22 protein-coding genes are annotated in these 21,034 nt (G+C 62.7%); 12 read left to right on the top strand and 10 right to left on the bottom strand.

What is annotated here, in order from left to right; all coding sequences use genetic code 11:
- Nucleotides 1-197 precede the first annotated feature (197 nt).
- A complete protein-coding gene (locus NKH83_RS12590) occupies nt 198-1,844 on the top strand; it encodes a hypothetical protein (RefSeq protein ID WP_352804724.1) in 1,647 nt (548 codons plus the stop codon).
- 126 nt (nt 1,845-1,970) lie between these two features.
- Here the strand turns inward: NKH83_RS12590 and NKH83_RS12585 are convergent, their stop codons facing one another.
- From NKH83_RS12585 to NKH83_RS12565, 5 genes are all read right to left on the bottom strand, one after another.
- Nucleotides 1,971-3,152 carry a M20 aminoacylase family protein gene (locus NKH83_RS12585; RefSeq protein WP_352804721.1) on the bottom strand — a complete coding sequence of 394 codons (1,182 nt, stop codon included), beginning with the start codon at nt 3,150-3,152 and terminating at the stop codon, nt 1,971-1,973.
- A 41-nt stretch (nt 3,153-3,193) separates the two neighbouring features.
- Nucleotides 3,194-3,967 carry an amino acid ABC transporter ATP-binding protein gene (locus NKH83_RS12580; RefSeq protein ID WP_254820753.1) on the bottom strand — a complete coding sequence of 258 codons (774 nt, stop codon included), beginning with the start codon at nt 3,965-3,967 and terminating at the stop codon, nt 3,194-3,196.
- Nucleotides 3,954-4,874 (bottom strand): amino acid ABC transporter permease, encoded by a 921-nt coding sequence (locus NKH83_RS12575; RefSeq protein ID WP_352804716.1) that lies wholly within the window; start codon nt 4,872-4,874, stop codon nt 3,954-3,956. Before NKH83_RS12575 ends, NKH83_RS12580 begins: the two co-directional genes overlap by 14 nt.
- A gap of 8 nt (nt 4,875-4,882) precedes the next feature.
- Nucleotides 4,883-5,713 carry an ABC transporter substrate-binding protein gene (locus NKH83_RS12570; protein WP_502895567.1) on the bottom strand — a complete coding sequence of 277 codons (831 nt, stop codon included), beginning with the start codon at nt 5,711-5,713 and terminating at the stop codon, nt 4,883-4,885.
- 70 nt (nt 5,714-5,783) lie between these two features.
- The gene (locus tag NKH83_RS12565) at nt 5,784-6,758 is read right to left on the bottom strand and encodes a substrate-binding domain-containing protein (RefSeq protein WP_352804712.1); all 975 of its coding nucleotides are present in this window, start codon (nt 6,756-6,758) and stop codon (nt 5,784-5,786) included.
- 103 nt (nt 6,759-6,861) lie between these two features.
- Between NKH83_RS12565 and NKH83_RS12560 the strand changes: the two genes are divergently transcribed.
- On the top strand, nt 6,862-8,205 hold the full coding sequence (locus tag NKH83_RS12560) for an aminotransferase-like domain-containing protein (protein WP_352804710.1): 1,344 nt from the start codon (nt 6,862-6,864) through the stop codon (nt 8,203-8,205).
- A gap of 16 nt (nt 8,206-8,221) precedes the next feature.
- On the opposite strand, the gene NKH83_RS12555 is transcribed toward NKH83_RS12560, so the two are convergent.
- A complete protein-coding gene (locus NKH83_RS12555; RefSeq protein ID WP_352804707.1) occupies nt 8,222-9,580 on the bottom strand; it encodes a trimethylamine monooxygenase in 1,359 nt (452 codons plus the stop codon).
- A gap of 250 nt (nt 9,581-9,830) precedes the next feature.
- On the opposite strand from NKH83_RS12555, the gene NKH83_RS12550 reads away from it, so the two are divergent.
- Nucleotides 9,831-10,544 carry a helix-turn-helix domain-containing protein gene (locus tag NKH83_RS12550; RefSeq protein ID WP_352476580.1) on the top strand — a complete coding sequence of 238 codons (714 nt, stop codon included), beginning with the start codon at nt 9,831-9,833 and terminating at the stop codon, nt 10,542-10,544.
- Nucleotides 10,545-10,595: 51 nt separating this feature from the next.
- Here NKH83_RS12550 and NKH83_RS12545 read toward each other — a convergent pair whose 3' ends face one another.
- The 4 genes from NKH83_RS12545 to NKH83_RS12530 are packed head-to-tail and all read right to left on the bottom strand — an operon-like array spanning nt 10,596 to nt 14,352.
- On the bottom strand, nt 10,596-11,636 hold the full coding sequence (locus NKH83_RS12545; RefSeq protein WP_254818682.1) for a heme-dependent oxidative N-demethylase family protein: 1,041 nt from the start codon (nt 11,634-11,636) through the stop codon (nt 10,596-10,598).
- Between the two features lie 9 nt (nt 11,637-11,645).
- Complete coding sequence (locus NKH83_RS12540) at nt 11,646-12,611, bottom strand: PDR/VanB family oxidoreductase (protein ID WP_352804701.1); 966 nt, start codon at nt 12,609-12,611, stop codon at nt 11,646-11,648.
- On the bottom strand, nt 12,608-13,204 hold the full coding sequence (locus NKH83_RS12535) for a dimethylamine monooxygenase subunit DmmA family protein (RefSeq protein WP_352804698.1): 597 nt from the start codon (nt 13,202-13,204) through the stop codon (nt 12,608-12,610). The genes NKH83_RS12540 and NKH83_RS12535 overlap by 4 nt, the downstream gene beginning before the upstream one ends.
- 14 nt (nt 13,205-13,218) lie before the next feature.
- On the bottom strand, nt 13,219-14,352 hold the full coding sequence (locus tag NKH83_RS12530; protein WP_352804695.1) for an aminomethyl transferase family protein: 1,134 nt from the start codon (nt 14,350-14,352) through the stop codon (nt 13,219-13,221).
- Nucleotides 14,353-14,634: 282 nt separating this feature from the next.
- On the opposite strand from NKH83_RS12530, the gene NKH83_RS12525 reads away from it, so the two are divergent.
- The 9 genes from NKH83_RS12525 (at nt 14,635) to NKH83_RS12485 (ending at nt 21,015) form a co-directional block, all read left to right on the top strand.
- Nucleotides 14,635-14,922 carry a hypothetical protein gene (locus NKH83_RS12525; protein ID WP_352804691.1) on the top strand — a complete coding sequence of 96 codons (288 nt, stop codon included), beginning with the start codon at nt 14,635-14,637 and terminating at the stop codon, nt 14,920-14,922.
- Between the two features lie 11 nt (nt 14,923-14,933).
- The gene (locus NKH83_RS12520) at nt 14,934-15,311 is read left to right on the top strand and encodes a hypothetical protein (RefSeq protein WP_023673992.1); all 378 of its coding nucleotides are present in this window, start codon (nt 14,934-14,936) and stop codon (nt 15,309-15,311) included.
- A gap of 15 nt (nt 15,312-15,326) precedes the next feature.
- Nucleotides 15,327-15,488: a hypothetical protein gene (locus NKH83_RS12515; protein WP_023673991.1), complete on the top strand. Its 162-nt coding sequence runs from the start codon at nt 15,327-15,329 to the stop codon at nt 15,486-15,488.
- Between the two features lie 15 nt (nt 15,489-15,503).
- Nucleotides 15,504-16,904: an APC family permease gene (locus tag NKH83_RS12510; RefSeq protein ID WP_352804689.1), complete on the top strand. Its 1,401-nt coding sequence runs from the start codon at nt 15,504-15,506 to the stop codon at nt 16,902-16,904.
- Nucleotides 16,905-16,954: 50 nt separating this feature from the next.
- Nucleotides 16,955-17,635 carry a hypothetical protein gene (locus NKH83_RS12505; RefSeq protein WP_352804686.1) on the top strand — a complete coding sequence of 227 codons (681 nt, stop codon included), beginning with the start codon at nt 16,955-16,957 and terminating at the stop codon, nt 17,633-17,635.
- Nucleotides 17,632-17,964 (top strand): hypothetical protein, encoded by a 333-nt coding sequence (locus NKH83_RS12500; RefSeq protein ID WP_352804684.1) that lies wholly within the window; start codon nt 17,632-17,634, stop codon nt 17,962-17,964. Before NKH83_RS12505 ends, NKH83_RS12500 begins: the two co-directional genes overlap by 4 nt.
- An 83-nt stretch (nt 17,965-18,047) precedes the next feature.
- A complete protein-coding gene (locus NKH83_RS12495) occupies nt 18,048-18,941 on the top strand; it encodes a class II glutamine amidotransferase (protein ID WP_352804681.1) in 894 nt (297 codons plus the stop codon).
- Between the two features lie 4 nt (nt 18,942-18,945).
- Nucleotides 18,946-19,680: a GltB/FmdC/FwdC-like GXGXG domain-containing protein gene (locus NKH83_RS12490; RefSeq protein WP_352804678.1), complete on the top strand. Its 735-nt coding sequence runs from the start codon at nt 18,946-18,948 to the stop codon at nt 19,678-19,680.
- Between the two features lie 6 nt (nt 19,681-19,686).
- Complete coding sequence (locus tag NKH83_RS12485; protein WP_352804675.1) at nt 19,687-21,015, top strand: FMN-binding glutamate synthase family protein; 1,329 nt, start codon at nt 19,687-19,689, stop codon at nt 21,013-21,015.
- Nucleotides 21,016-21,034: the final 19 nt, after the last annotated feature.

Raw genomic sequence — 21,034 nt, 5'->3', positions numbered from 1 at the left:
CCTCGTTGAAACGATCGAGGCAACCGAATGCAACAACTACTTCGCAAACGCCGGCTACGCTTCCGTCAAAACGTGAAAGACTCTAACGAGGCACCGATCCCTACGCCTAAAGATATAGCCATTCGGGATGATTGCTCGCTGTTACCTCACATCGTACGGCTGTCATCGGACGGGCAGGCTCAACAGGAGAGCGAACAATGGCTATACGCGTTCCCTTTACTCCCGGTGATCTAGTAGATCGTCAACGGGGCGCCGATGACGTCCTCGCAGGCGATCTAAATACAAACATCTTAATCGGCGATGCTGGCGGCAGCCTGCTCGATTTCTCAAGAGGCGGCAACGACACCTTCACGGGGCCGCCATCCTCCACCACCACTGCGTACGGAGATGCCGGCGAGGATGGCTCGGACCACAGCAAGGGCGGCAACGACACTTTCACAGGCGCCTCGCTAGGCACGTACATCTTCTACGGTGACGTCGGCGGCAACATGTTCGTCCATGCTCTGGGCGGAGACGACAGTTTTAGAGCCGAGGGCGACTCCTCCAACACTTTTTACGGCGATGCCGGCGGCGATATGTCGGACCACAGCAAGGGCGGCAACGATACGTTGAGCAGTGAAGTGGGTAGACGGGTAGACAACACGTTCTACGGTGACGCCGGCGGCAACATGTTCGGCTTTGCTCAAGGCGGCGACGACATTTTCGTGACCAGCACTCGACAAGGAGCCGATCACACCTTTTACGGTGACGCGGGCGGCGAGATGTCCGGCCATGGCAAGGGCGGCAACGACACCTTCCAGGGCTCGATAGAAGCCAATAACATTTTCTACGGTGACGCGGGCAGCACCATGTCCGGCAATGCGCAAGGCGGCGACGACAATTTCACGAGCAGGACCGACTCCTTCAACACTTTCTACGGCGATGCCGGCGGCGATATGTCGGCCTACAGCAAGGGTGGCAACGATACCTTCACGGGTAGCTTCTTTTCCACCAACACCTTCTTCGGTGACGCCGGCGGCAACATGTCTGACCATGCTCAGGGCGGCGACGACCACTATACGGACACGGGTGGGGAGATCGGGAGCAAAACTCTTTATGGCGATGCGGGCGGTGATCTTTCCGGTTTCGCCGCGGGCGGCAACGACACTTTCACGAGCGCGGGTGGCTCGGAGATAACGTTCTACGGCGACGCGGGCGGCAGTATGTTCGATCACGCGCTTGGGGGCGACGACGTGGCCGTGTTGCAAGGCACTCATAATTTGGGGTATGGCGATGCGGTCACGATGCTCGGCAGCGCTGTGGGCGGCAATGATACCCTGACTGGCGGGGACAAAAGCGCCTTCCCTGATGTTCTAAACGAGTTATACGGCGACGCGCGCGCTATGTCCGGTTCCGCCCAGGGCGGCAACGACATTCTTACCGGGGGCCACAACAGCGAAAGCGGCCAGGTCCGTAACTTCCTGTGCGGCGACGCTCTACAAATGTCCGGTTCGGCCAAGGGCGGAAACGATACCCTGTACGCCGGGAGCGCGGCACCCGGCTGCACGGTCATCAATGACATGTGGGGCGACGGGCAACTGAGCGAGTTGGCTCAGGGCGGCAAAGACCAATTCATATTCAAGGACGATGGTTCAATGACGGTCGGAACCCAAAACACCATTTACGACTTCAGCCAGACCCAAGGCGACACTATCGTGTTTAGCGGCGTGGAGGGCGTGCAATCGTTCGATGATCTCACAATTGCGCAAACTGGAGCCGACACCATCATTACCGCGGGAGTCGATCAAGTTACTCTCGCAAACTTTACGAGCCCGTTGACAACGAGTGACTTTTTGTTCGTCTGAGAGAATAAACACCTACCCTGTTCGAAGGAGCTGGAATGCGGTGAGAGTTCGTTGAGGATAGTCGCGCGGCCGGTCGCCCCAATTCTGCTCGGCCGGCCGTTCGACAATCCAAGCCGCAGGTGTGGATCACATGGCCAGGAATCTCTCGGTCAATCGAGCCCAGAGCGCTGCGCCGACGGTCAGATTGCCGTCGTTGAAATCGTATTTCGAGCTGTGCAGGATGGCTGAATCCTCGCCGTTTCCGAGGCGCAGGAAGCAACCGGGTTTGTGTTCGAGGAAATAAGAAAAATCTTCGCTGCCGGGGATCAACGGGCAGACGGACACCTTGTCCTGACCGACGAGCTCGACAGCGACGTCTGTCGCGAAGGACGTCTCGCCCTCGGAATTGATCACCACCGGGTAGCCGCGCTCGTAATCGATCTCGACCGTTGCGCCATGCGCCTGCGCCACAAGTGCTGCGATATTGCGAATACGCTGCTCAAGCGTGTCGCGAATCTCGGCCGAGAAAGAGCGGACGCTCAGCGTGATCTCGGCGTGTTCCGGGATGACGTTGGAGGCCGTGCCGCCGTGAATGGTGCCGACGGTAACGACAGCCGTCTCGATCGGGTTGACGTTGCGCGACACCACCGTCTGCAGGGTCATGACGATGTTGGCGGCAGCGACGATCGGGTCGACCGTCAGGTGCGGACGCGAGGCGTGGCCGCCACGCCCGGTAATCTTGATCGTGACGGTATCGCTCGCCGCCATCAGCGGCCCGGCGCGCATCAGGAACGAACCCGTCGGCGCGCCCGGATGGTTATGCAGCCCGAATATCGCATCGCAGGGAAAGCGCTCGAACAGGCCATCGGCTATCATCGCCTGCGCCCCGCTTCCCTTGCCGGCTTCCTCGGCCGGCTGGAAGATGAGGTTCACCGTGCCGTTGAAGTGCCGCGTGCGCGCCAGGTATTCGGCGGCGCCGAGCAGCATCGTGGTGTGGCCGTCATGGCCGCAGGCGTGCATCTTGCCGCTGGCCTGGCTGGCATAAGGGAGATTGGTCGCTTCGGTAATCGGTAAGGCGTCCATGTCGGCGCGGATGGCGATGCTGCGGCCGCTGCCCTGGCGCAAGCGGCCGACGACGCCGAGCCCGCCGACATTGCGCGTCACCTCGTAGCCCCAGCCTTCGAGCCGTTCGGCAACGTATGCAGCCGTTTCGTGCTCCTGGAATGAAAGCTCGGGATGCGCGTGCAGGTGCTGGCGAACCGCCGCAAGCTCGGCGGCCTTGTCGGCGAAGTCGGAAATGTCGGCGAACTGGTTGGAGGTCTTTGGCATGGGAGGTCCTTTGCGAGCACCTAATCGTGCCGGCTTTGCTGTCAGATGAAACGGCTTAAAAAGGCCCGCGTGCGCGGGTGCCTGGGTTTGGCGAGAACCTCGTCCGGAGGCCCGGCCTCGATCACATTGCCGTCGTCCATGAACACCACCCGATCCGCCGCCTCGCGGGCAAAGCCGATCTCATGCGTGACCACGATCATGGTCAAGCCCTGCTTGGCAAGATCACGCATGGTGGCGAGCACCTCGCCGACCAGTTCCGGATCGAGCGCCGACGTCGGCTCGTCGAAGAGCATCAATTTCGGGCGGATGGCGAGCGCGCGGGCGATGGCGACGCGCTGCTGCTGGCCGCCTGAAAGCTGGCGCGGATAGGCGTCGATCTTGTCGGCGAGACCGACACGGGTCAGCAGTTCGCGGGCGTAGCCGATCGCCTCCTTGCGGTTCTCCCGGTGAACGCCAACCGGAGCCTCGATGACATTCTGCAGGGTCGTCATGTGTGGATAGAGGTTGAACTGCTGGAACACCATGCCGATCTTGCGCCGCTGCGCCGCGATCGCCCGGTCGGAGAGTTTGTCGAGCCGGCCGTTGTGCAGCCGGTAGCCGATCTGCTCGCCGTCCACCTCAATCGACCCTTGGTCGATCGCCTCCAGATGATTGATGCATCGCAGGAAGGTTGATTTGCCGGAGCCGGACGGTCCGAGAATAACGACCACCTCGCCAGGCGCGACGTCCAGGTCGATGCCCTTCAGCACCTCGAGCGGGCCGAACGCCTTGTGAACGTTGCGTGCCCTGACCAGGGGCGTGTCATGCGCGCTCATTGGCGGCCTCCAGTGTGGCAGTCGCCGTCTTCTCACGGGCGCCGCGGTCGCCGCGGCTGTAGTGGCGTTCGATCGCGCCTTGCGCCACGTTGAGAACCGAGGTGATCAGCAGGTACCACAGCACTGCAACCATCAGCAGCGGAATGATTTCGAAGGTGCGATTGTAGATCGACTGCACCGAGTAGAGCAGGTCGGCCATGGCGATGACGCTGACAAGCGACGTCGCCTTGATCATGCTGATCAGCTGATTCCCCGTCGGCGGCACGATCGAGCGCATCGCCTGCGGGATGATGATGCGCCGCAAGGCCCGCGCGCGGGTCATGCCGAAGGCTTCAGCCGTTTCGGCCTGTCCCTTGTCCACCGACAGCAGCCCGCCACGAATGATCTCGGCCATGTAGGCGGCCTCGTTCAGCGCCAGACCAAGAACGGCGGCCGTCAAAGGCGTGATCAGGTCGTTGGTGTTCCAGCTGGCGAGGCCGATGGAAATGCGCGGAAACAGCGTCGAAAGGTTGTACCACAGGATCAATTGCACCAGCAGCGGCGTTCCCCGGAAGAACCAGATGAACAGGCCGGAGAGAAAGGATGCCAGCCTGTCGTTCGACATGCGCGCGATGGCGAGCAGCAGGCCGAGCACGATGCCCAGGATCATCGCCACGACCGTCAGGCCGAGCGTCACCGAAAGCCCCTGCACGACCGTCGGATCGAAGAAATACCGGGCGACCACCGGCCAGCCGAAATTCGGGTTGACCGCGACGATATAGGCGAAGCCGGCGGCGACGGCGACGGTGAATGCCCAGAGCGCCAGCCGGACGAGCGGGAATGGCCGGTGGGCTCGTTTGACGTCGCGCAGCGCGTCGTCGGGACGCCGCGGCAGCCCGGCCGCGTAGGCAGCGGTCGCTTCGGTCATGGCAGCCTCTACTGGCCCTGGTTGATGCCGGGCGCGTCGATCATGTTCTTCTCGAGGCCCCACTTCTTCATCACCGCGGCGTAGGTGCCGTTCTTCATCAGGATCTTGAAGGCGTCGAGCAGCACGCCGCCCAGCGGCGAACCCTTCTTGACGACGGCGCCTTGGTAGATGTCCTTGAAGCCGTTGGCCTGGCCGACCCCGGCGAGTTCCAGCTGGCCCTTCGCCTGCTCGACGAAATAGGTCAGCGGCGCCTGCGAGGAGAAGAATGCGTCGGAGCGTTTCGACCGGACGGCCAGTATCGAGCTTGGCTGGTCAGTGAAGGATTGCACCTCGACGGCCGGCTTGCCGCCCTCGGTGCATTTCTGCGCCTGCTGCTTGATGACCTTTTCGGCCGAGCCACCCGACATCACGGCAATGCGCTTGCCGCACGCGGTGTCGAGCGAGGTGATGCCTTGCGGGTTGCCCTTCTCGACGGCGAAGACGACGTATTCGCGCACCCAATCGATGAAGTCGTTGGATTTCTGGCGGTCGGGATAGTCGCCGACAGGCCCCATCGCGAACTGATAGCGGCCGGCGTTGATGCCGCTCAGCAAAGCCGGCAGGCCGGCGACCGAGGCATGGTCGACCTCGACGCCGAGCAGTTGGCCGATGGCGTCCGAAATGTCCTTGGTCGCCCCGGACAGTTCCGTGCCGGTGACGATCTCATAGGGCGGGAACGAGCCGTTGTTGACAGCCGTGATCTTTCCCGCCGTGCGGATCTCTTCCGGCAGCCGGGCGCGCAAGTCTTCGTTCACCGATTGCTTTTGGACGTCCTGGGCAAAGCTGGCCTGCGCCAGCATGGTGACGAGCGAGGCGAATATGAAGCTGATTGTCCTCATGGCATTCTCCTTCGTGTTCTTCGTTGCGTTGTCAGGCTGCGGTGGCCCGCGACCCGGCCTCAAAAGGAAACAAGGCTTCGGCGGAAATCGGCTCCGCCAGAATGCCCTGGGCATGGAGCTCGGTGACGAAATCCTCGATCATGCGCCGGTTGGCAGGCAGGCCGCTGGCGTTCCAGGAGGCAGGCAGGTCGCGCCCCGCATGAAGCAGCTCCTCGAGGACCCACGGCGAGGTGTCGGCATATTTTCGGCGCTTTGCCGTCCAGACGCGCTGGCTTTCGTCGATCAGCCTGGCGAGTTCCTGCGGCAGCCAGGGATGTTCCCCGGCCATTGCAGCCTTGACGGCGACCAGATGCATGCCCGGCACATAACCGACGTCGGCGAAATAGGCGCGTTCGGCCGCGCGAAAATCGCGCAGCACTTGCCGGAAGCCGGAAGCCGGGCCGAAAAAGCCGTCCGGCATGAAGGGCGTGAAAACGGCGTCGAGCTCGCCTTGCGCCAGCAGCTCCATCATCGGGCGCTCGCCCGGTGCTGCTTCGATGCGCCCCGGCCTGCCGAATCCGTCGAGGCGGTCGGCGATCGGGTGCTCGGATGTCAACCGGCCGGCAAACCAATGGGCATCCTCGATGCCGACGCCCTCCCGGCGAAGCGCCCCGCGCGTCCACGTGTTGCCGGAATCGCGCCAGCCGGTGACGCCGATGCGTTTGCCGGCAAGGTCGGAAAGCTGCTCCAGCGGACTGGCCTCGACCGTGATGATACAGCGATGGCGAAAGCCGCGCATAATGAAACACGGTAGTCCAACCACCGTATCGACGCCCGAAGCCATGGCCGACACATAACGGCTGAACGAGACCTCCGCCGCATCGTAGTTCGGATCGGTGCCGAGATCCGCGATCAGCGTGGCGACACGATCAACCTTCACCGACAGTCGGCTGGAGGCGACGTCACCCAGGACCAAGGGAGTGAGATAGTCCCAATCGCGGGTGGCTATAGTGATGGAAACGGCCATCGGCATGAACTTCAAAGCTATGTTTGACCGGCTATTGGTAAATGTTTATTTTCTGCCGATCAAATGTTATTACGTTATTGAACATTAGCTTTAGCGGTCGCCGATGCGGATGAATTTCGATGCAGGATGGTTCGCTGAACGCCTTGGCGACCGCACGATGCGCGGCATCGCGCGCGAGACCAGTGCGCTGATCAGAAGCGGCGCGCTGCCCGTCGGCGCAAAACTTCCGCCGGTGCGCGATCTGGCCTATGTGCTTGGCGTCAGCCCGGCGACGGTTTCGCAGGCGTGGAGCGAGTTGCGGCGCTACAAGATCATCGGCGGCCGCGGACGCAACGGCACCTGGATCATGGGCAACCGCTTTGCCGCCCGCCCCGAGCGCCACATGAGCGGCGGCAATTACGGACAGGATGTTCTGAACCTGGCGATCGCGGAGCCCGATGTGAGGCTCTTGCCGCCGCTCGACATCGCGCTGGCGCATGGCGCGCGCGCCGAAAAGCTCAACAGCTACGAGCGGGTGCGCATCCTGCCCGAGCTGGAGGCCGCAGTGCGCCCATCATGGCCGTACGATCCCGGCGCGTTCCTGGCCACCAATGGCGGTTACAACGCCATCTACACCTTGCTGCATGCGCTGGTCCCGCCGGGAGCGCCGGTGGCTATCGAGAACCCGACGGCGCTTCGCCTGCTCGACATCCTCGAAGATCTCGACGTACCGATCATTCCGGTGGATTGCGACGGTGACGGCCCCTTGCCGGACGCGCTCGCCAGCGCACTGCGGCAGCGGCCGGTGGCGTTCCTGTTCCAGCCGCGCGTCCATTCGGTGACCGGCGCCTGCATGTCGCCGGCGCGGCTGGAAGTCATCGGCGACCTGCTCGCCGGTACCGATGTGCTGATTGTCGAAGACGACGGCGTCGGCGATATTGCCTCGGCGCGGCGCATCTCGCTTGGCCGGCGTTTTCCCGATCGCGTCGTCCACATCCTGTCCTATTCCAAGACCCATGGCCCTGACCTGCGGCTCGCCGTCCTGTCCGGATCGGCGACGATCGTCGAGCATATCCAATCCTACCGCAGCTTCAGCTCGGGATGGACCAGCCGCATCCTGCAGGCGGCCACCGCCTGGCTGCTGCAAGACCCGGCCACGGCCGCCCTGGTGGAGCGGGCGAAGCAGGTCTACCGCCGCCGCCGCGAACGGCTCGCCTGCGAACTGGCCAAACGCAATGTCGATATCGACGCCGGACACGGTCTCAGCGTCCTCATTCCGGTTGCTTCGGAACCTTACGCGATGGTCACGCTGGCCGCCCACGGCATCGCGGTCCATGCCGGAGCGAAGTTTTCGACCGGAAAAACGAACGCGGTCCGCGTCGCGACCAGCATCCTGGACGAGGAGCACCTCGAGCACGTCGCAAATTCGCTGGCGCTGGCAGCCGACCCGGCGCGGGAAGTTGTCTGAGGCAAGGCAATCACTGCTACTCCGCCGCCACGCCCTTCACCTCGAGATAGCTCTCCATCGAATCGTCCATCGCCTGCAGCCACGGCGTATGGTGCAGCGGCGCCATCGTGCCGGTCATCAGCGAGCGGTAGGCATGGTCGCGGAAGCCCATTATGTCTTCCGCCTTGTGGTGCTCCCACTCCATGAAGGTCCGATTGACGGCCTCGACGTCGAAGCCCGGATAGTCGGTCTGCTCCATCAGCTCTCGGGTGTAGTCGCCCTGGAACCAGATCATCTGCTCGGCGTCTTCCAGCGTCTCCTCGCGTGCCCGCCATTTCCGGCCGTGCTCCGCCATCGCTTCGGCCGACGGCAGCTTGATACGGCCCATGATGACGTCGCGGGCGAACCAGGCCTGCGCGTCGAACATGTTGAAGGTGTAGAACTGGTCCTGCATGCCGATATAGAAAAGCTTCGGGTTCTTCTCCCAGACGACGCCCTCGTAGAGCCCGTCCGGCCACATGCGGTTGGCGGTCTTCAGCTTCAAATCCTCGGTGAGGAACGGGAACGAGTGGAGATAGCCGGTGCACAGGATGATGGCGTCGACGTCTTTGGTGCTGCCGTCCTTGAAATGCGCGGTCTTGCCGACGACCTTCTGCAGCAGCGGCACTTCCTTCCAGTTCTCCGGCCATTTGAAGCCCATCGGCTTCGAGCGGTAGCTCGAGGTTATCGATTTGGCGCCGTATTTGTAGCATTGCGAGCCGATGTCCTCGGCCGAATAGGAGCGGCCGATGATCAAGATATCCTTGCCCTTGAATTCCATCGCGTCGCGGAAATCGTGGCTGTGCAGAATACGGCCGTTGAAGGTCGAGAAGCCCTCGAAATAGGGCACATTGGGCACGGAAAAATGCCCCGAGGCGACGACGACATTGTCGAACTCTTCCGAATAGGTGACGTCGTTGGTGCGGTCATGTGCGGTGACGGTGAATTTTTTCGTTGCATCCGAGAAGGTGACCATGCGCACCGGGCTGTTGAAGCGCACCCATTGACGCACGCCGGATTTTTCGACGCGGCCCTTGATGTAGTCCCACAGTACGGCACGCGGCGGGTAGGAGCCGATCGGCCGGCCGAAATGCTCCTCGAAGGTGTAGTCGGCGAATTCGAGGCATTCCTTCGGGCCGTTCGACCAGAGGTAGCGGTACATCGAGCCGTGCACCGGGTCGCCGTGCTCGTCGAGGCCGGTGCGCCAGGTGTAATTCCACAGGCCGCCCCAGTCGGACTGCTTTTCGAAGCAGACGATCTCGGGAATGTCGGCGCCCTTGTCGGCGGCCGACTTGAAGGCCCGGAGCTGGGCCATGCCGGACGGCCCGGCTCCGATGACGGCAACACGATCTTTCATTGCGGGCCTCCCGATCTCATTTCTCTAACGAAACAAATTTCACTGACAGGACAGTAATTGCCCCTTCGATGCTGTCAACAGGGCTTGTCGCGAAACCGCGCTTCGCCGAGTTGGATTTCTAAACGACGTGGAAGCTCGGGCGAAATCCGGTCATTGCGCAATTCGGCTTGCCGTGCCAGTTGCGCTTCTGTATCGGCACCGAATATGTTCACCGTGAGTGAAATGAATCGGCAAGGTCCGGGGTGGCGAAATGGCGAAAAAAGCATCCAGTCTGAAGCAAGATGCCGGCGCCGCGGCGGGCAAAGCCAAACCCGCCGCGATCGAGCCGCGCAAGATACGCGTGCCGCTCACCCAGAATCCGCACGCCATTCGCGACACCCGCGAAAAAGTGCTTGAGGTCGCGATCGGCCGCGAGGTGCGGGCATTCCGCAAAAAGCTCGGCATCACCGTCGCCGATCTGGCTGCCGCCACCGACATTTCGCTCGGCATGCTGTCGAAGATCGAGAACGGCATCACCTCGCCATCGCTGACCACGTTGCAGGCGCTGTCGCGGGCGCTCGGCGTTCCGGTCACCGCCTTCTTCCGCCGTTTCGAGGAGGAGCGCAGTGCCGTCTTCGTCAAGGCCGGCGAAGGCCTCGACGTCGAACGCCGCGGCACGCGCGCCGGCCACCAGTACAATTTGCTCGGCCATATCGGCTCCAACACCAGCGGCGTCGTCGTCGAACCCTATCTGATCACGCTGACCGAGGATTCCGACGTGTTCCCGACCTTCCAGCACGAAGGCATGGAATTCCTCTATATGCTCGAAGGCGAAGTGGTTTACCGGCACGGCAGCAATCTCTACCCGATGAAGCCCGGCGACAGCCTGTTCTTCGACGCCGATGCGCCGCACGGACCGGAAGTGCTGAGCGTTCTGCCGATGCGCTATCTGTCGATCATCTGCTATCCGCAGAGCGCGGGGTGAGTTGGCCAATCTCCCCCCTCGTGGGGGAGATTAGCAGCTTCGCGGGCAGCTTTAATCCGGCCCGAAGCCCGGCGATGTCGGGCTGCCATCATCCAATTTCGACAGCCATTCGACCAAGGTCGGCCGATAACGCGTCAGGCCCTTGTAATTGGCGAGTTCGTCGGGCAGGTCGCGGATGACGCGGTGCAGGCGGCGTGCCCATTTCGGCTGCGTCACCAGTTCGTCCATCTTGATCAGGTAACAGCGGATCGGAAAGACGATCGCATTCGAGCGCGGCAGCCGCCAGAAACTCTGCAGTTCGACGCGCAGATGCACTTTTTCGCCAACGTTTTCCGGCGTCACCGTGGCGCGGTCCGGACCCCATTTGTGGTAATTTTCCGGGCTGGTGTCGAGGCGCGGATTGATGGTCATCGTCCAGTTCAGCCGGCGCGCCGGCTTACCCTGCTGGATGTTGGTGAGGAATTTCAGCGCCCGGACGAAGATCCCCTTCTCGTGCGCCAGCGGCACCGGCGCGTGCCATTCGAAGAAGTTCATGCCAATGTCGAAATCGAGCGACCAGTCGGCCTGGGTGGTGACCATGCCGGCATCCATCCACAGATTGCCGTCGCGCTGGTCGAGAATGCAGAAATCGCCCTGGCTCTGGCGGGTGATATATTCCATCGGCCCATAGGGCAGCGTCGAGACGTCGCCGAAGGTGAAGCTGTCGTCGATGCCGAGCGGCCGGTTGATCCAGCGCCAGCGATCGCCGTCGCGGATCAGCGTGAAATGCTCCGGATAGCCCAGCGCCTGCTGCTCCATCAGGAGTTCGAGCAGGTCCCAGCCGGCCAGCGTCATGTGCGGCAGCGACTGGCAGCGCAGCGGATCCTCGGCCAGCACCAAAGCGCGGTCCTGCATCTCTGCGACATAGTGCTCGTCGACGTCGATCAAATTCTCCAGCACGCTGCCTTTCGGCCCGACGACATGCGGCTCGATGTTGACCGCATACATGTAGCTGTCTTCATGGAACGGGAACGGGAACCGCCTGATGTGCTCGGGGCTGTTCCTGAAGGTGAAGTCGTCACGGAACGTTTCCTTGCGAAAGGTGATGCCCAAGCTCGCCTCCTATCTTTCCAGCACCAGCGACCTGCCCTCGAAGCGCGAGACGCAAGGCATGATTTTGCAGCCCGAACGGTGGTCTTCCTCGCTCAGCCAGTGGTCGTTGTGGATGAATTTGCCGTCATGCGAAATCACGTTGGTCTCGCATTGGCCGCAGACGCCGCCGCGGCACAGATAGGGCGGATCGACGCCGGCCGCCTCGATCGCCTCGAGCAGGCTCTGCTGCTCGTCGACGCGGATCGTCTTGCCGCTGAGCGCCAGCGTCACGTCGAACGGCGCGCCGGGCTGGGGTGCGGCGAAATGCTCGAAATGCACGGTCTCTGGCGGCCAGCCGAGGGCAGCGGCGCGGTCGCGCACCCAGCCGATCATGCCGGACGGCCCGCAGACATAGAGATGCGTGCCGAGCGGCTGCGACGACAACAGCCGGTCGAGATCGACGCGCTCGTCGCGGTCGTCGTGATAGAGCCTGACCCGGCGGTCGTAGCGCTCTCTCAGCAGGCCCGCATAGGTGCCGAGCGAGGCGGTCCGGCAGGTGTAATGCAATTCGAAATTGCCGCCTTGCGCCGCCAGCTGCGCGGTCTGCGCCATAAACGGGGTGATGCCGATGCCACCGGCCAGCATCAGATGCTTCCTGGCCCGAAGATCGAGCGAGAACAGATTGACGGGGTAGCTCACCACCATCTCCGTGCCCGGCCTGACCTGCCTGTGCATGAACAGCGAGCCGCCGCGGCCGGCGTCGTCGCGGCGCACCGAGATGGTGTATTCGCGGGTGTCGAGCGGCGAGCCCATCAGCGAATAGGGATTGAGCCTGGTGCGTTCGCCATCGCGCATCTCGACGACGACATGGGCGCCGCCGGAAAAGGTCGGCAAAAGCTGGCCGTCGCGCCTGCGGAAATGAAAGCGCGTCACCAGTTCGTTGACGGGGACGACATCGCTGACGACGACATCGAGCTTGGTGGTGCCGGTGCTCATCGAAAGACCTCCTCGATCGGAGGAATTTCGCTGCGGTCCTCGGCGTTGATGCAGACGCCCTGGAAGGCGGCGAGGCGCCGCGAATAGTGGTCGCGCACCAGAAGCAAGAGGCCGCAATGCGAACAGGTTGCCGGCTGTGTCGTGACGTTCTCGGTGATGCCCTTGCAATGGACGCACTGCATGCGGCGCGCCAGCGAGCCGCGATGCTCGGTCTGGATCGAGGTGTGGTCGATGCCGGCTTCGAGCGCCACCTGCATGGCCTGGCCGATCAGCCCTTCGGTGCCGGCAAGATAGAGCCTGAGGCCCATATGGGCGTTGGCCAGCGTCTGCTTCAGCCGCGGCAGGGCACTGGCGAAGGAATGGCCGAGGTAGAGCTGCGCCGGCTTCAGTGCTTCGAGCGCCTCGGCATATTTACCGTCGCGGCCGCGAATGAAGATGATGTGGGCGCCGCCGAAGAAATCCGTCGGTGCCTTGGCGGCCAGATCGGTAATCGCCAGCGCTCCCTCTGCGTCCGCTACGAAAAGATGGTGCTTGCCGGGCTGCGGAGACAGTATCCCATAGACCGGGCGGCTGATGATGCTTTTCGCTGCCATACCCGCAGTATGCCTCAGCCTTTCGCCGTGCGCTTGGTCTTCTTCGGATCGTCGAACGGAAGCGGCTCGGCGGTTGCGCTGATGGCGCCGCTCTTGTTACGGATCTCGAGCCTGGTGCCCTGGACCGCGCAGTCGACGTCGAGCCGGGCAATGCCCATCGATTTCCTGACCAGCGGCGAATACATGGCGCAGGTCACCACGCCGACCTTCTTGCCGTCGCGATAGACCGGTGCGCCCTCGTCGGCCGGCTCCCTGCCTTCGAGCAGCACACCGAATATCTTGAAGCGCTCCTTGCCCTTCAGGCGGTAGTGCTCCTCGGCACCGCGAAAGCCCGTCTTGCCCGGGCTGACGGTGAAGTCGAGACCAAGCTCCCACAGCGTGTCGCCGGGCCCCTCGTTCTCAAATGGATATTTCTGCGAATTGTCGTAAGGGTAAAACAACAGGTAGCTCTCGACGCGCAGCATGTCGAGCGTGGTGAAGCGGCACGGGATGATGCCGGCGCTCTTGCCCTCGTCGAGGATCCTGTCCCAGATCGTTCCGGCGTCCTGGCCACGGCAGAAGATCTCGTAGCCGCGCTCGCCGGTGTAGCCGGTGCGCGAGATCATCACCGGAAAGCCGAACAACTGCGTCTGCATGTGGTGGAAATAGTTGAGGTCGCGAATGCCGGGCACATGCTTTGCCAGATAATCCACGGCTAGCGGCCCCTGCAGCGAAAGGTCGTGCAGATTGTCGTCGAAGCGCAGCGACACGTCGCGACCGACGGAAGCGCGCTGCAGCTCTTCATGGCCGGTGCCCGAGCCATGCACGACCATCCAGGAATTCGGGCCGGTGCGGTAGAGGATGCAGTCGTCGGTGAACTTGCCGGCCTCGTTGAGCATGCAGGCATAGGCCGACTTGCCGGGATAGATCTTTTCGACGTCGCGCGTCGTCGCCAGGTCGATCAGGTGAGAGGCGTGCGGCCCGGTGATGTGGACCTTCTTCAAGCCGGACACGTCCATCAGGCCGGCCTTGGTGCGGATGGCGATATACTCTTCGTCGGCGTCCTTGTCGTAGGTCCAGGCGGTGCCCATGCCGCTCCAGTCCTCGAGCTTCGAGCCGAGCGCGCGATGGCGGTCCGCAAGCGCCGAAAATCTCCAGGATGCCGTCATCCGCTTGTCCTCCGTTTCGAAAAACGTTTGCTTCCCCTGCTCCCTGCACAGCGGCGGGAGCGTTGCCCGAATATTGATCGCAAACGCCGGGAGCCTGCAATACCCGTAAGCAAATAATTTCATTGTCAGGCAAAATTCGGCGGATCAAACAAACGGTTAACGTTGCGTAAAATCGTCTTGACAATTGCGGAATTCGGCTTGAATTTATGAAAAAAATTTCACTCTCTTGAAAGAGGGCAATGACCGGCCAGTCCGGACCGGCGTTGAAAAAGGGGAAAGCCGATGTCCGACCTGCAACAGCGCGTGGAAGCGTTGTACCGTTCCGACGTGCGTGGATCCATGCTCCTGATCGTCTGTCTGTGGGCGACGATCCTCTTTGTCCTGTTCATGACATGGCCATACATCCCCGATGCCGGCATCAAGCTCGTCGTCGCGGTCGCCGCGGCCGCCGTGCTGATCTTCAACACGGCCGCCATCCTGGCGATGGTCAATCACTACAAGGAAGACAAGGACTTCATCTACGGCCTCGACATCAAGAATGCCGACGCCTACCGCAACCGCAGGTCCTGAGGGGGAGACGCATGGCCCGCTATACACCGCCCGAACAGAGCAAGGCCGGACAGGTTTTCGATATCGCCGTCGTCGTGGTCGCGATTTTCGTCGCGCTGTGGCTGCCGCTGAAACTAGGCCTGGCAGGGGCGGCAAAATCCATCGACGCGCTCGACGCCAAGACGTGGGAAGCGCTCGGCCAGAACCCGACCATGGCCTCGATCTGGGAAAAGCTCGGCTACACGCCGGAAACCGCGCACGACATCATCCAGAACCGGTTCCACTACATCATCGACTGGCCGACGCTGATCATCATGGCCGCGGTGCTGATCGGCTATTTCATCTTTCTGTTCCGCGCATCGGACCGCGAATACCGCGACGTCATCGACGAAAAGTTCGGCGACAAATAGATAGGAAGCATCGTCATGTGGGTGGCACTCTCTTACGCATGCTGGGGCATCTCGATCGTGCTCGCGCTGTGGATGCTCTACGACTGGTTCAAGATCGACACGACCTATTCCGAAGAGATGCTGACCTCGTCCAGGGAAGGCGAGCTTGAAGCCGTGTCCGAAAAACACCGGATCTGAGTGGGGGATTGAACGATGACGATCACGGCTAAACCAGCGGTGCAAGTGCAAGGCGACAGGGTTTCACTGCTCAGGGTGCTCGGCCCCGCCCATGTCTGGGCGCTCGGTGTCGGCATCGTTCTGGTCGGCGAGTTCACCGGCTGGAATTTCGCGGCGGACAAAGGCGGCGCGCTGGCGGCGCTGATCGTCTGCTGGATCGTCGGACTGCTCTACACCTCGGTCGCGATGATCGATTCCGAAGTCACCTCGACGGTTGCCGCCGCCGGCGGCCAATATGCCCAGGCCAAGCACATTGTCGGGCCGCTGATGGCCTTCAACGTCGCGCTTTTCCTAGTCTTTGCCTATACCATGCTCGAAGTGTCGGACGCGATCCTGCTCGGCGACACCATTGTCGCCAAGGCCGGCGTCGAGGGCCTCAACCACAATTCCTTCATCGCCGCGACCATCGTCGTGCTGGCATGGCTGAACTATCGTGGCGTGCTGATGACGCTCAACGTCAATTTCGTCATCACCGCCATCGCCTATGTCTCGATCGTCATCCTGTTCTTCTCGGTCAGTCCGTGGACGCAAGGCGCCGTGCTGAAGCTGAACGAGTTGGTCACCCCCGGCAACGCCCTGCCCTATGGCTGGATCGGCGTCATCGCCGCCTTCCAGTTCGGCATCTGGTACTATCTCGGCATCGAGGGCACCACGCAGGCCGCCGAGGAAGTACGCTCGCCGGCGCGCTCGCTGCCTTACGGCACGATGGCCGGGATGATCACGCTGCTGATCGCAGCCGCCATGACCTGGTATGTCTGCGCCTCGCTGATGCCCTGGGAATATCTCGGCATCACCTATTATCCGCTGTGGGACGCAGGCAAACTGACCGGCAGTGCGCTGCTGGAGAACCTGTTGTTCATCGCGACGCTGCTTGCTGCACTTGCTTCGGCCAATGGCTGCATCAACGACGCCGCGCGCGCCTGGTTTTCGCTCGGCCGCGACCGCTATCTGCCGACCTGGTTCTCGGCGGTGCATCCGAAATACCGCACGCCCTATCGCTCGATCCTGTTCCTGCTGCCGATCGCGCTCGCCTTCGCCTTCATCGCCGACCTCAACCAGGCGATCACCTTCTCGATCCTGTCGGGCGTGCTGCAATACACCTTCATGAGCATCAACATCATCATGTTCAGGAAGAAGTGGCCGCTCGGCTCGATCCGCCGCGGCTACACCCATCCCTTCCATCCGCTGCCGGCGATCGTCTTGTTCTGCCTTTGCGTGGTCACCTTCTTTGCGATCTTCCTCGGCTTCGGCTCGCAGCTGATCGCCATGGTCGCCTTCTACTTCCTGATTTCGCTGTGGTTCCACTTCTACCGCTACAAATTCGTGCGCCGCGGTGCCCAGTTCACCATGCCGTGGCCGAAACCACAGGGGTACTGACGGCGCGCCCGGTCTGGGTGGGCGGGCATCTGCGTGACGAGGTGCGCTAGGTGATCTCAGCATTGCTCGCCGGGGCGGTTGCCCTGGCTCTCGTCCTCCACATAGCCTGGCTTGCGCGCGCCAACCGCGCCAAGGCTTCGACTGCGCTTGCCGCCGACGAAGCCGGCGTCCGCGCCGTCATCCCCGACGCGGCCAACGTCTCGGACGGCGTCGCCGGCGTCGTCACCTTCGCCGGCTCGTGGAACGGCCGGCGGGTGCAGGTTCGGACCATCGTCGACGCGCTGGCGATAAGGAAGCTGCCGGCGCGCTGGCTGAGCGTTTCGATCACCGAAAAGGTCGTGATACCAGGCACTTTCGACATGATGATGCGGCCGGGATCGCCGACGACTTTTTCCAATTTCGATCATCTCGTCCATACACTGCCGAAGGCCGCCGGATTTCCAGCCGAGGCGGTGCTGCGGAGCGATCGCAAGGGCGTGCGCTTCCCCGAAGCCATCATCGCCGATCACCTCGACGTCTTTGCCGAGGAGCGCGCCAAGGAACTGCTGATCACACCGAACGGCGTGCGCATCGTCTGGCTGCTGGCCGAGGCCGAGCGGGCGCGCTACGGCGTATTCCGGCAAGCCGAATTCGGCACGGTCAGGCTCGATCCGGGGCTGATCGAGCGGCTGCTGTCGTCGGCTTCGGCGCTGCGCGATGCCATCAATCAAAGCGAACGGCAGGCGGCATGACCAGCCAGATCACCACCTCCCCCGCACCATTGAGCCCCTATCTGGTTCTGGGCGCTGCGATCGTTTTGCCGGCGAGCGGGCATGTCGTGCTCGGCGTGCCGGTGCGCGGCCTGCAATTCCTGTTGTTCATGGTGGTCCTGGCCTGGGTCACCGCCAAGATCGCGCCACCCGATGCCAGCTTCATCGGCCGCCATGCCGGCGGCGTCCTGATCTATGCCCTGTCGATCCTGGATGCCTACAAGATCGCCCGCATCCGCTATGCCAAATGGGTTCACAATGGCGGCCAGCGCAGCAATAGTGCGGCCGGCGGCGCCTCAGCCGATATATAACGACAGGAAAATTTTTTTCATACCAATTGAATTCCCGGGACTCATTCGATACATCTCGGAGGAACAAACTCGCGGAGCCTGACATGTGCGGAATCGTCGGACTGTTTTTGAAGGACAAGTCGCTCGAGCCCCAGCTTGGCGCGATGCTGTCGGAGATGCTGATCTCGCTCAGCGATCGCGGTCCCGACAGCGCCGGCATCGCCATCTATGGCGCGCCCTCCGGTGAAGCCAAGATCACCATCCAGTCGGCCAAACCGGAGCGCGATTTCCGCGGCCTCGACGCCGAACTCGCCAAGGCAATCGGCGCGCCGGTGAGCATTGCTGCGAAGTCGACGCATGCCGTGGTCCGGACGATGCCTGCCAAGATCGACGAAGCGCGCGAGGCGATCCAGACGCTGCGCCCCGACATCCGCATCATGGGTGCCGGCGACGTCGTCGAAATCTACAAGGAAGTCGGCTTACCGGAAGCAGTCGTCGACCGTTTCGGCGTCCGCGAGATGACCGGCACGCACGGCATCGGCCATACCCGCATGGCGACCGAATCGGCGGTGACGACGATGGGCGCGCATCCGTTCTCGACCGGCGCCGACCAGTGCCTGGTGCATAATGGCTCGCTGTCCAATCACAACAATGTCCGCCGCGAGCTGATCCGTGAAGGCATGACATTCGAGACCGAGAACGACACCGAGGTCGCTGCCGCCTATCTCTCCTCGCAGATGGCGCACGGCAAGAACCTCGGCGAGGCGCTGGAAGGCACGCTGAGCGATCTCGACGGCTTTTTCACCTTCGTCGTCGGCACCAAGAACGGCTTCGGCGTGGTGCGCGACCCCATCGCCTGCAAGCCCGCCGTGATGGCCGAAACCGACCAGTATGTCGCCTTCGGCTCGGAATATCGTGCGCTCACCAAACTGCCCGGCATAGACAATGCGAAAGTCTGGGAACCCGAGCCCGCAACCGTCTATTTCTGGGAGCATTGAACCAATGCCGGCAATCAACCTCTCCAAGGCGGCTCCCGAGCCGGGCCATGCGTCACGGGTCTTCGACCTGGCCGAAATGTCGCTGCGCGAGCTCAACCAGGCGCTGCACGATCTGGCGCCCGGTTCGAACGAGACCGCCTGGGAGGTGCTGCACCCGCGAGGCAGCCATTCGGTCGCGGTCGGCGTCGACCAGCCGGTCGCCATCGATGTGCGCGGCAGCGTCGGCTATTATTGCGGCGGCATGAACGACGGCGGCACCATCACCGTGCATGGCTCGGCCGGGCCCGGCGTCGGCGAGAACATGATGTCGGGCCAGATCGTCGTCAAAGGCGATGCCAGCCAGTATGCCGGCGCCACCGGCCGGGGCGGGTTGCTCGTCATCGAAGGCAACGCGTCGTCGCGCTGCGGCATTTCGATGAAAGGCATCGACATCGTCGTCCATGGCAATATCGGCCACATGTCGGCCTTCATGGCGCAGTCCGGCAACCTGGTGGTGCTGGGCGATGCCGGCGATGCGCTCGGCGATTCCATCTACGAGGCGCGGCTTTTCGTGCGCGGCAAGGTCGAAAGCCTCGGCGCCGACTGCATCGCCAAGGAGATGCGGCCCGAGCATCTCGAATTGCTGCAAGGCCTGCTCGACCGCGCCGGGGTGACCGGCGTCAAGGCGGCGGAGTTCAAGCGTTATGGCTCGGCTCGTACCCTCTACAATTTCAATATCGACAACGCCGACGCGTATTGAGGCTCAATGACCTATCGCAACCCGCCGACGACGCCGCGCAAATCCGCGACCTTCGACGACTACACGCTTTCCGAGATCCGCCGCGCCGCGGCGACCGGCATCTATGACATCCGCGGAGCCGGCGCCAAGCGCAAGCTGCCGCATTTCGACGACCTTCTGTTCCTCGGTGCTTCGATCTCGCGCTATCCGCTCGAAGGCTATCGCGAGCGCTGCGACACCAGCGTCGTGCTCGGCTCGCGCTACGCGAAAAAACCGATCGAATTGAAAATCCCGATCACTATTGCCGGCATGAGCTTCGGCTCGCTGTCCGGCCCGGCGAAGGAAGCGCTCGGCCGTGGCGCGACACTGTCCGGCACCTCGACGACCACCGGCGACGGCGGCATGACCGAGGAAGAGCGCGGCCATTCGAAGACGCTGGTCTACCAGTATCTGCCGTCGCGCTACGGCATGAATCCGCGCGATCTGCGCCGTGCCGACGCGATCGAGGTTGTCGTCGGCCAGGGTGCCAAGCCAGGCGGCGGCGGCATGCTGCTCGGCCAGAAGATCTCCGACCGCGTCGCCGAAATGCGCACGCTGCCGAAAGGCATCGACCAGCGCTCGGCCTCGCGCCACCCCGACTGGACCGGGCCGGACGATCTCGAGATCAAGATCCTGGAACTGCGCGAAATCACCGACTGGGAAAAGCCGATCTACGTCAAGGTCGGCGGCGCCCGGCCCTATTACGACACCGCGCTTGCGGTGAAGGCAGGCGCCGACGTCGTCGTCGTCGACGGCATGCAGGGCGGCACCGCGGCAACCCAGGAAGTGTTCATCGAAAACGTCGGCCAGCCGACGCTTGCCTGCATCAGGCCGGCGGTGCAGGCGCTGCAGGATCTCGGCATGCACCGCAAGGTGCAGCTGATCGTCTCGGGCGGCATACGCAACGGCGCCGACGTCGCCAAGGCGCTGGCGCTCGGCGTCGATGCGGTGTCGATCGGCACGGCAGCGCTTGTCGCGCTCGGTGACAATGATCCGCGCTGGGAGGCGGAATACAACGAGCTCGGCACCACCGCCGGCGCCTATGACGACTGGCATGAGGGACGCGACCCGGCCGGCATCACCACGCAGGATCCCGAGCTAATGAAACGGGTCGATCCGATTGCGGCCGGACGACGGCTGGCGAATTATCTTAAGGTGATGACACTTGAGGCTCAGACAATCGCCCGCGCCTGCGGCAAGAATAGCCTGCACAATCTCGAGCCCGAGGATCTTGTGGCCTTGACGATCGAAGCCGCAGCCATGGCCGGCGTGCCGCTGGCCGGCACCAATTGGATACCGGGCAAGAACCGCTTCTAAAACAAACCAAATGCCAGTA

Source organism: Mesorhizobium sp. M0909, from assembly GCF_040319515.1.
Taxonomy (GTDB): Bacteria; Pseudomonadota; Alphaproteobacteria; order Rhizobiales; family Rhizobiaceae; genus Mesorhizobium.
The sequence above is the reverse complement of the archived record's forward strand: the minus strand, read 5'-3'. Positions and strand labels throughout refer to the sequence as shown.